The organism is uncultured Lamprocystis sp., from assembly GCF_903933125.1.
Taxonomy (GTDB): Bacteria; Pseudomonadota; Gammaproteobacteria; order Chromatiales; family Chromatiaceae; genus Thiodictyon.
Genome location: NZ_CAIZIZ010000537.1, coordinates 1 through 9902 on the forward strand (window position 1 = coordinate 1; position 9902 = coordinate 9902).

General features: G+C 62.3%; 7 protein-coding genes and 2 pseudogenes. 3 read left to right on the forward strand and 6 right to left on the reverse strand.

What is annotated here, in order from left to right; genetic code table 11:
• Positions 1 to 224 precede the first annotated feature (224 nt).
• Complete coding sequence (locus tag QZY03_RS29415) at positions 225 to 1490, forward strand: HNH endonuclease family protein (RefSeq protein ID WP_295587517.1); 1266 nt, start codon at positions 225 to 227, stop codon at positions 1488 to 1490.
• Between the two features lie 81 nt (positions 1491 to 1571).
• On the opposite strand, the pseudogene QZY03_RS29420 reads toward QZY03_RS29415, so the two are convergent.
• A pseudogene (locus tag QZY03_RS29420) lies at positions 1572 to 1763 on the reverse strand (HU family DNA-binding protein); the annotation flags it as partial.
• A gap of 694 nt (positions 1764 to 2457) precedes the next feature.
• On the opposite strand from QZY03_RS29420, the gene QZY03_RS29425 reads away from it, so the two are divergent.
• A complete protein-coding gene (locus tag QZY03_RS29425; protein ID WP_295587519.1) occupies positions 2458 to 2688 on the forward strand; it encodes a UPF0175 family protein in 231 nt (76 codons plus the stop codon).
• Entirely contained in the window at positions 2681 to 3016 is a 336-nt protein-coding gene (locus QZY03_RS29430) for a hypothetical protein (RefSeq protein ID WP_295587521.1), read from the forward strand. The genes QZY03_RS29425 and QZY03_RS29430 overlap by 8 nt, the downstream gene beginning before the upstream one ends.
• Here the strand turns inward: QZY03_RS29430 and QZY03_RS32320 are convergent.
• From QZY03_RS32320 to QZY03_RS29450, 5 genes and pseudogenes are all read right to left on the reverse strand, one after another.
• Positions 2989 to 3108: pseudogene (locus QZY03_RS32320) on the reverse strand (PIN domain-containing protein); the annotation flags it as partial. The gene QZY03_RS29430 and the pseudogene QZY03_RS32320 sit on opposite strands and share 28 nt — an antisense overlap.
• On the reverse strand, positions 3109 to 3573 hold the full coding sequence (locus tag QZY03_RS29435) for a helix-turn-helix domain-containing protein (protein WP_295587523.1): 465 nt from the start codon (positions 3571 to 3573) through the stop codon (positions 3109 to 3111).
• Between the two features lie 223 nt (positions 3574 to 3796).
• Positions 3797 to 5047: a DNA polymerase IV gene (gene dinB, locus QZY03_RS29440; protein WP_295587525.1), complete on the reverse strand. Its 1251-nt coding sequence runs from the start codon at positions 5045 to 5047 to the stop codon at positions 3797 to 3799.
• A gap of 131 nt (positions 5048 to 5178) precedes the next feature.
• The gene (locus tag QZY03_RS29445) at positions 5179 to 5694 is read right to left on the reverse strand and encodes a hypothetical protein (RefSeq protein ID WP_295587527.1); all 516 of its coding nucleotides are present in this window, start codon (positions 5692 to 5694) and stop codon (positions 5179 to 5181) included.
• Positions 5695 to 6624: 930 nt separating this feature from the next.
• Positions 6625 to 9696, reverse strand: coding sequence for a DEAD/DEAH box helicase family protein (locus QZY03_RS29450; protein ID WP_295587529.1), 3072 nt, complete (start codon positions 9694 to 9696; stop codon positions 6625 to 6627).
• Positions 9697 to 9902: the final 206 nt, after the last annotated feature.

A 9902-nucleotide genomic window follows, 5' to 3' on the forward strand; every position in this document is an offset into this window, starting at 1 on the left:
GCACTTGGACATTGGGCAAATCTCGCAATAGCTCTATTGCTTGTCTGAGTGGCTCGTTGTTGGAGTCCATGATGACCTTCAAAACCTCGTAAGATGCTGAAATATAAGTATATCATAACCTACTGAGATCCCGAAGAGCCCGAAAGGTCTTCCGTGCCTTCCGATTCTTTCAAGCTCGCATCAATGAGATAGTCGGCGGCGAGAATGATCGATTGGCGTCGATTATGGCCTTTCTCGACAAGGTAAGCCAGGCCTGTCTGGTCAAGATCGAGGTGGCCAGCCACGCCGATGCCTATATCCTTTTTGAGTCGCTTAACAACCGAGGTATGCCGCTCACTGCGATTGATCTCATAAAGAACAAACTGCTGGCCCGGTTGGAAACTACTGAGCCCGGCAAGGTCGATCACTATTTCGATGTCTGGAACACGCTGCTCGGCTACCTGGGAGATGACTATAGCATCCAAGAGCGCTTCTTCCGGCACTACTACAACGCGTTCAAGGACTCTCTGAATATTCCCTTCCGCAAGGACGACGACAAGAGGAAGGATCCGTTAGGCCCAGTGGCTACAAGGTCTAACCTGATCCAGATTTACGAAAAACTGATCAACCAGGACGCCAAGGGCCACCTGCGCGACATTCGTGCCGCAGGCCAGTTGTACGCGTTGATGCTCGCGCGAAATACCGGTGAAGTTTGGGCGCCGCTGGCAAATCCACTGAAGGACTTGGATCGCATTCAGGGTGCCCCGTCTTACCTGCTGATGCTTTACCTGCTGGTGCGGCAGGCACCTCTGGCAATCAACGTCACCCAGTTAGGAAAGATCGCAAAGCTATTGGTGTGCTTCTTTGTTCGACGCAATCTCACCGACATGCCGCCAACGCGCGACCTCACCCGCCTCTTCATGGCTATCATCGACAAGGTGGCCTCCCTTTCTGGCGACTCGGTCGTGGCGTCGGTGCGGGACGAGCTGCTGACGGTATCTGCCAGTGATGCGAGTTTCCGCAGCAAGCTGGAAGGCAGCATCTACGAAGAGAACGCAGGCGTTACCCGATTTGTTCTGTGTGCCTTGGCCGAGCAGAGCATGACCAAAGAGACCTGGGTGGATCTTTGGAAGTTCGAGAACAAGCAGTTCATCTGGACGATTGAACACATCTTCCCGCAGGGCGAGAACATTCCAGCTGCTTGGGTGACGATGATCGCTGCGGGGGACGCGAAGAAGGCCACGGAGCTTCAGCAGACCCATGTCCACAAGCTCGGGAATCTCACGATCTCGGGCTTCAACAGCGCACTGGGCAATAAGAGCTTTGAGGAAAAGCGCGACCGTACCGACCGCCAAGGACTTGCGGTAGGCTACAAGAATGGTTTAAAACTGAATGCGGAACTTGCAGTCGCCAAGGCGTGGGGCACGACGCAGATCGATGCGCGAACGACCACGCTGGTGGATCAAGTAGTGAGTCTCTTCACGATGACGACGAACCAAACGTGCACATGATTGAATGCCCGGTTAAGACCCTGCGTGACTCGACGATTTTCAACCCCGCGGCTTAGGTCGCACCCGTATGGAAGGGCACGACGCGGTGATCGTGATCTCCCCACCGGTCTTCGGATTGCGCTTCGGGCGCTCCTTCTTCTCGCGCAACTCGAAGTTCCCGAATCCGGATAGTGTCCCTTCCTCCGCGCGCTACAGGGTCTTGAGGATCTCCTCGAAGGATCTGTAGACGAGGTCTTCGGCCTCGCGCTTGTTGAGATCAAGCTCCTCGAACAGGTGTTCTGCCCATGTCGGCTTTGGTCACGTCCAACCCCGCACTCTCGTTGTCGTGCGGACAAATGGATCAAGGCGGAGCATGTAGCTCCCGCCGCTCAAGCCTCGGCAGGACCGGCAGGTCTCTGAGAAGGCGCGTGCAAAATCAAACTTAAGGCGGGGTTCTTTCGGGCACTCCGGGGTTTCGTCTAGGCTGCGGGCCGGATCCATAGGGTCCGCGGCGGACAGCCCCCGGTGCAGGGCGCCGACGCCAAAGCGTGCATGGATGCGATCGACCGTTACCGTGAGACGCACGGCTATTCGGCTGTGGCCGAGCGGGCGCCGGGCGGGGGTCGCTAGCTTCAATCAAGAGCAACGCGACCGGTTGTTCCAGGCCAGGCACAAGCTATTCTTCACGCTGGCCACCATGAAGTTGACCGCTTCATCGCGCTGATCAGCCAGTCAATGGGGGAGTCGAGGCCCGAATGGGCTGAACGGCTGTCGCGGCTGGAGAAGGGGCAGTGCTCTCGCTGGGGCCGGCGCTCACCTCCAGCGGCACGCTGAAGGAGCGGGCGGTGCGGGTATCGGTGACGGCTGGATAAGCGCGGGTTAAGGGTGCCGAACACGGCGATTGATCAGACAGGAGCGAGAGCGTTTGACGATAACGTTTAGCGATATCCGTCCGCGCCTCGATAGACTAACAAACCAGGTGTGAAGCATGGCTACGCGACTACAAATCGCTGTCCCCGATTTCGTCGACCTTGATGCCCGTGAGTTGCGCTTGCTGTTAGGCGCGACCCTTTATAATCAAGGCCGGTTCTCGCTTGGTCAAGGCGCCGAAATGGCTGGGCTGTCCAAGCGGGCCTTCATGGAATCGCTTGGTCGGTGCGGGATCTCGGCATTCACTCACTCGCCTGAGGATCTCGCCCGGGATCTGGCGAATGCCTGACATCCTGAAAATTCGGGAGGCCCTCAAGCGGCGATCAGAGGCGCTTGGCGTGTTGCAGATGACGCCGCCGGACAGCGAAGACGCGCTACGCGAGGCCCTGGTAAAGACCAATCGGCTACGGGAGGTTTTCGCCGAAACACCGGACGAGGCATCGATCGGTGAGATGGTCGCGCAGATCGAGTCCCTCTTGGCGGATATGGCGGTATGGCCGGCCGGGGATACGCGCCCAGAGCGATTGGAGGCACTGCTCAATCTGCAAGTCGAGCATCAGGCGGCAGCTCTTTGTGCCGATCTTGATGCGATCATCTCCGTCCAGCGCGCCCGGTAGAGATCCGTCAACGCCAAGCGCATGAGGAAGTCGCGTAGCGGTGCCGGGTAGAGCACGCACGCGTCGTAGACGACCGTGAAGTGCGAGCGCATTCATTCGTACCCCATCTTGAGCTCCTGGGCTTGTTCGGCCAGGGCATCAAGGACCTTGTTGCGCTCCACGTCGATGCGCTCCTTGTAGGCAATCACGTCCTGATAGCGCACGCGCCGGTGCGTGCCGATCTTGTGGAACGGCATCTCGCCGCGCTCCAGCAACTGAACGAGGAACGGTCGCGACACGTTGAGCACATCCGCCGCATCCTGAGTGGTCAGCTCAGCATGGATCGGGATGATGCTGACCGCATTGCCCGCGCCGATCTCGGTCAACAAATCGACAAGCAGCCGCAGCGCCGACACGGGGACACGAACCGGATGGGCCGCACCTTGGTCGTCGACGATCTCGATCTGCTGGGTCTCGGCGCGGGTCTGCAGATACGCGGACAAGGTCCGACTGCTCTCCCGTGCAAGAGCGACCTCTGCGGCGGAGGGTAGCGCGCGGGCGGGCGAAAGTGTGGTCACGGCAGCCTCCTGGACGTTTGGAACGGCATCACGGGCTGGAGTGTAATCGAAATATCCGAAAGCGTGCGATCTGACTTTATCCCTTGCAAGAACCCTGATCGCTTCGACGGTGCCGGCAAGTTCCTTGGCCCGCGTCTGCCGCGAAGTTTCCGAATCCGGACCGCTGACCTCCTCGCCACCCTCCAGGGTCTTGCGGATCTTTTCGAAAACGCTGTCGACCAGGTTATTTCGGACGCTCTGGTGTGTCGTCCCGGCCGCGGGCCGGGTCCACCGGGTCCACCGGGTCCGCGGCGGACAGCCCCCGGTGCAGGGCGCCGACGCCAAAGCGCGCATGGATGCGATCGACCGCGACCGTGAGACGCCGCTCCCGGTCGTTGTCCGCAGGGCGCTCGGCCGCGCCGTCGAACAGGTCCGGCTGGACCGGCTCCGGAGCCCCCAGATCGGCGATCCCCAGGCCGATCAGGCGCACGGGCTTGCCCTGCCAATGGCCGGCCTCGTACAGCGACCAGGCGGCGGCGAACAGGGTGCGGGCGTCGTCGCTGTGCCGCGGGAGCCGCCGCTGACGGGTGTGGGTCTCGAAGCCGCAGAAGCGGATCTTGAGGGTGACGGTGCGCCCCGCGATCGTCTCCTGCCGGGCCGCGGCGGCGACCTCGGCCGCCAGCGTGCGCAGGGTGTCGCGCAGCACGCCGGAATCGGCCACGTCGACGCCGAAGGTGGTTTCCTTGGAGAGTGACCGGCGGGCGGCGCGCTCGCTGACCCGATCGGAGGCGATGCCGCGCGCCTGCTGGTACAGGCTGGCGGCGGCGCGGGATCCCACCTGGGCCTGCAACTGGGTGAGCGACAACCGGCGCAGGTCCGCGACGGTACGCAGCCCCAGCCGCTGGAGGATGGGCAGGGTCCGGCGGCCCACCCCGCGCAGGATGCCGACCGGCTGCCCGCCCAGGAAGTCCAAGACCTGTTCCGGCGGCACCACGACCAGCCCATCCGGCTTGCCGAAATCCGAGGCGATCTTCGCCACCAACCGGTTCGGGCCGATGCCGACCGAGGCGGTCAGGTCGACCGCGGCACGAATCGCCGCCTTGATCTGCGCGCCGATGGTCTCCGGGGGACCGACCAGGTGCCCGAGTCCGCTGACGTCGAGAAAGGCCTCGTCGATGGAGATCGGTTCCACCACCGGCGTACAGGTGGCCATGACCGCGCGAATGTGGCGGGCGACCTCCAGATAATGCGCCATGCGCGGGCGCAGATAGACCGCGTCCGGACAGCGCCGGTGAGCCTCATGGATCGGCATGGCCGAGTGGATGCCGAAGCGGCGCGCCTCGTAGGAGCAGGTGGCCACCACCCCGCGCCCGCCGGGTTGGGCGCCGACCACGACCGGTAAGCCGCGCAAGGCCGGGTTGTCGCGCTGTTCCACCGCGGCGTAGAACGCGTCCATGTCCAGGTGCATGATCCAGCGGGCGGGTCCGGTGCTCATGGTCATGGCGCTCGACAAGGGAATCGGACGCCGCGGGCCGCACGGGCACCGGTCCGCCCGGGTCGACCGCGACGCGCCGGCTGGCGGGAATCAGTCTGCGCCGGCGCTCGCACGGCTAAGACCGGCCCTGCTCACTCGAACGAGCACTCGATGAGTTGCGCGATCTCCTGCGAGATGCGTTCGTTCATCTCCGCGGGCAGACCGAGCTGGTCGTGCAGTCCGTTCATGTAGCTCAGCAGCAAATTGATCTGGCGAAACAGTTCTTCGTGATCGTCGAACTGCCACCCGATCATCCCCGGCCGGACTTGCTCCCGGTGGCCCCGGCACAGCAGGCGCAGCACGTGCCAGAAGGTATCCCCGACCTTCTCGACAAAATGGAACCAGTACGGGAACTCGGCCGTCACATCCAGGAAGTAAGAGCGGATGGCCGGAATCTCGGCGGTTTCGCGCGGGTCCTGGTCCCATCCGTCGAAGAAGAAGGTGACCTTGCCTTCCCAGGCGATGGCCGCCTCGCGGGTTGCCGCGAGCGGCAAGAGCTTGTCGAGCAGCGGCCGAATGTCGTGCTTCACCACTGACTCGCGCATGATGGCAATGGCCAGGATCTCGTCCTTGGCCGGGGAAAATTGGGCACGCGGGTACTTGGCCATTATCCCAACCCGCCCGATTGCCGGGGGATGGGCAGTGGCGCAGTCGCGCTGGACCAGCGCGGCGCAGCATCGACATCGAGTTCAGGCATAGGATGCTCCTCGTCACTGGTTTCGCACATAAGGTTGGCTGCATCGTTCACATCGTGCGCTCCGGATCAGTCGGGATGACGCCGTCGAGGCTGCGGACCCTGATTATCCGCCACTCGCCTTGACTTATCAGCATCCCCGTCCGCGCGGGCACTTCCCGGTGTCAGCCCTGGCCCTTGGCCGTCGTCAGGCGGAGCGCCGCGCACAGCGGGCGGTCTGGTCGGTTCAGGCGGCATGATCCGCAGAGCGCTCAACGTTGACCAAGAGAGTAGAACAACGCTCCTGCCGCCCGCCGACGCGTTGTTAAAGCCTTCCTACCTGATATCCGGACAGACCCTTGGTGTAGGGGCGGGTTTGAAACCCGCCCCTACGTCCGGTTATCACGTCCGATGGCTATATGTCGACTGCAAGCGAAGATTTGAAGCTTATGATCGATGAAGCAAGGCAACGGCGCCTCGAAGCGCAGGGCTGGCAGGTCGGCAGCGCCGACGACTTCCTCGGACTATCGGCGGAAGAATCGGCCTATGTGGATCTGCGGCTACGATTGAGCGATCCGCTGCGGGCGCAGCGCCAGCGACAACCTGACCCTTCACGGCATCCACCCACTGAGCCAGGTCCGCGTGATTGGCTTTGGTCTCGTCGCTGGGTTGGCCTCTGATATCCACGCCAGTGTTCTGCCGTACGCGAGCCGAATCAGGTCGACGGGGAAGTGCTACCGCTACCCCCCCCGCTGTATGCGTAGAGCACCTTAAGATTCAATGGTCTCTCTTCGCGTAGGCCAACAGCGGGTCGCTGTGATCCAGGTCGCCGAGCGCCTTGCGCTCCCCTGGAAACCGACGACAGTCAATGCGTTTCACCTTTTTCTCGTACACGACGGAAGATCTCCCGCGCCAAGTGATCCTGTGCCGCGGAGCGGAACTCAGCGTCGGTCATCACCCGAGAGAAGATCTCCTCGTTGCCCTCCATTCGCGCAATGAACAGCTCGTCCAGCATGCGATCGAAATAGGAGGCGAAGTTCGCGAAGTTGTTGGCACGGGCTGCTTCCGCGATGTTCTCATTGTTTTCCGCCGAGGCCCGTATCTGGTCGAAGAACAGTTGATCCGCCTCGGTGAAGTCGGTGCCGAAACGCTCGTTGAGGAGGTCGATCAGGCTCGATAGGGCAACCGCCTCATCCTTGATCCCACCAGTGCCCACATCGGTCGGCCCCTTCAGCGGATAGGCTTCGCCCGGCGCGAGGTCGATGGAGCCCTCGGTCATCTGTTGCAGCCGGAAGAACCGCAGCGCCACCTCATCATCGAGCGCGAAGCCCTGACCATCACCCGGCAGCGGGAGCTTTGCCAGCAGGTTCCGCACGAAGGTGTAGAGCCGTTCGAGGTCGCTATCCTGGTAAGGGATGATCTGCGACAGGAAGGCATAGAGATTGCGATAGGCCGTCAACTGGCCGCGAAATGTCTCGCGTTCCTCTTCCTCCCGCTCCTGGAAGCGCTGCACGACGGCGTCGAGCACGGCGTTCATCACCCGATGATCGCTCGCCGAGTGGTCGCGCTTGGCGCGATACCAGACCTTGGCGAAGGCGATCACGTCCGCGGGTGTGAAGATCGCCCATTCGAGCAGGCGGTGTTGCAGCTCTGACAGCCGTTGCGGATCGGCGTTCTCGCCGACGGGTGTCGTCTCGTAGTAGGGCTTGAACGCCTGGTAGATGTCGTCCTCCTCGTTCACGAAGTCGAGCACGAAGGTGCGCGACTTACCGGGCGCGATGCGGTTGAGCCGCGAGAGGGTCTGCACCGCCTGCACGCCGGCGAGGCGCTTCACCACATACATGGTCTGCAACAAGGGCTGATCGAAGCCGGTCTGATACTTCTCCGCCACCAGGAGCACCCGGTAATCGTCGCGCTCGAACGCCTCCGGCAGTTCGCTCTCGGAAAGACCGCTGTTCATCGAGACCTCGGTGTAGGATGAGCCGGGGTCGTCCGGGTCTTCGATCGCTCCCGAGAAGGCCACCAGCGAGCGAATGCCGGTGTAGCCCTGATCCTCGATGTAACGGTCAAAGGCCAGCTTGTATTTCACGGCGGCCAGGCGGGAGCCCGTGACCACCATCGCCTTCGCCCGCCCGCCCAGCTCGTGCATCACGTAGAGCCGGAAATGCTCGACGATGATGGTAACCACCTGCTCGATATTGACGGGATGCAGCTCCAGGTAGCGTGTCAGGGCCTTCGCGGCCTTCTTGCGCGGGACATTGGGGTCGTCCTCGCTCTGTTTGATCAGCCCGAAGAAGCGCTTGTAGGTGCTGTAGTTGGCGAGCACATCCATGATGAAGCCTTCATCGATGGCCTGGCGCATGCTGTATTCGTGGAAGGGCGAGGCGCCGGACGGGCCGGGCTCATCGAACACAGCCTTCGTCTTGAACTTCGGCGTGGCGGTGAAGGCGAAGAAGCTTAAGTTAGGCTGCCTGGCCCGCTTCAGCGCATCGCGGAGCACCGCCGCCTTCGTCGCGTCGGAGAGGTCGCCGTCCTCCTCGTCGGAGAGTTGGGCGGCAATCGCCGCCTCGATCCCTTCCTTGTTCAGCATGCCCCGCAGTGCCGTCGCGGTCTCTCCGCTCTGGGACGAGTGCGCCTCATCGACGATGACGGCGAAGCGTTTGCCCGCCGTGTCGATCTGAACGCCCGAGCCCTTCTTCTCCAGCGTCGACAGCGCCTGGGAGATGAAGGGGAACTTCTGGATGGTCGTGATGACGATGGGCGTGCCCTGGGAGAGTGCACGGGCAAGCTGCCGGGTGTCTTCGTCGATTTTTTCGACCACACCGGTCTTGTGCTCGAACTGATAGATGGTCGCCTGCAACTGCTGATCGAGCACCCGCCGGTCGGTCACGACGATGACTGAGTGAAAGATCTTCTGGTCCTGGGCATCGTGCAGGCTGGCCAGCCGATGCGCGAGCCAGGCAATGGAGTTCGACTTGCCGGAGCCGGCCGAGTGCTGGACGAGATAGTTCCGGCCGGCGCCATGGACCCGCGCGTGGGCGACCAACCCGCGAACCGCGTCGAGCTGGTGATAGCGCGGGAAGATCATGGTCTCTTTGCGCACGGTGCGCACGCCCTTGGTCGTCGTGACCTGGCGCTCCTTCACCTCCAAGTGCATGAAGCGTTGCAGGATCTCCAACAGGCTGTCGGCCTGCAGCACCTCGTCCCATAGGTAATGGGTCTTCCAGTTGCCCTCCACCGGCGGGTTGCCTGCCCCGTGATTGTTCCCCCGATTGAAGGGCAAGAATTGGGTCTCCTTGCCGCGGAGGCGCGTCGTCATCCAGACCTCGTCCGGGTCCACGGCGAAGTGAACCAAAGCGCGCTTCTTGAACGCGAAGAGCAGATCGCGCTCATCCCGCTTGTGCGCGTACTGATGTATCGCATCGGCGGCGCGCTCCCCGGTCAGCGGGTTTTTCAACTCGCCGGTGACGACGGGGATGCCGTTGAGGGCCAGGGTCAAATCGATGATACAGCGGCGGTGCTGCCCATCCGCCCGCTTCATCACCGAGGTAAAGGCGACCTGGAGGGTGATGGTCAGCCGGTTCTTGGCGTAGTTCGCCGCCGCCTCGGGGTTCATGGCCGTGTTCGGCCGGAAATAGGCGAGCCGCAGGGTCTTGCCGTAGCACTTGAACCCGTGGCGCAGGACGTGGAGCGTGCCCTTGAGATCCAGTTCCTTCGCCAGGCTATCCAGCACGGTCGTGGCGGTCTTGTCCCCGAGCAGCGCCTCCAATGCGCCCCACTTGGCCGGTTGGCTGTCTTTCAGAAAGCCCGTGACATCGTCGGGGAACAGTGCGAGTGCTTCGTCATAAGCGCTCGGGTCGCGCTTCTGAAAGCCGCCGGAACTGGTCAGACCGGCCTCGATCGCTGTCTCGAAATCGCGTTCTGTGTGGGCGGACATGCCGAGTTTCCCCAAGTGTGTTCATCAATGATAACTTGGCCGCATGGGGGCCATCTTGTCTGCGACCAGCAATTCCAAATTTGAGGGTCTGCTGCGGCCCATGGTGGATGCGGCGCGCACAACCGACGTGCTGAATCCCGAACATCGTGCGGCGCGCCTTATCCACCCTACAAAATTGCAGGTTTTGTAGGGTGGATAAGCGCAGC

Excerpts from the sequence above, each read along its gene's own strand:
- QZY03_RS29415 (WP_295587517.1), top strand. The coding sequence starts at position 225 with ATGGCCTTTCTCGACAAGGTAAGCCAGGCCTGTCTGGTCAAGATCGAG.
- QZY03_RS29425 (WP_295587519.1), top strand. The coding sequence starts at position 2,458 with ATGGCTACGCGACTACAAATCGCTGTCCCCGATTTCGTCGACCTTGAT.
- QZY03_RS29430 (WP_295587521.1), top strand. The coding sequence starts at position 2,681 with ATGCCTGACATCCTGAAAATTCGGGAGGCCCTCAAGCGGCGATCAGAG.
- dinB (WP_295587525.1), bottom strand. The coding sequence starts at position 5,047 with ATGAGCACCGGACCCGCCCGCTGGATCATGCACCTGGACATGGACGCG.
- QZY03_RS29445 (WP_295587527.1), bottom strand. The coding sequence starts at position 5,694 with ATGGCCAAGTACCCGCGTGCCCAATTTTCCCCGGCCAAGGACGAGATC.
- QZY03_RS29450 (WP_295587529.1), bottom strand. The coding sequence starts at position 9,696 with ATGTCCGCCCACACAGAACGCGATTTCGAGACAGCGATCGAGGCCGGT.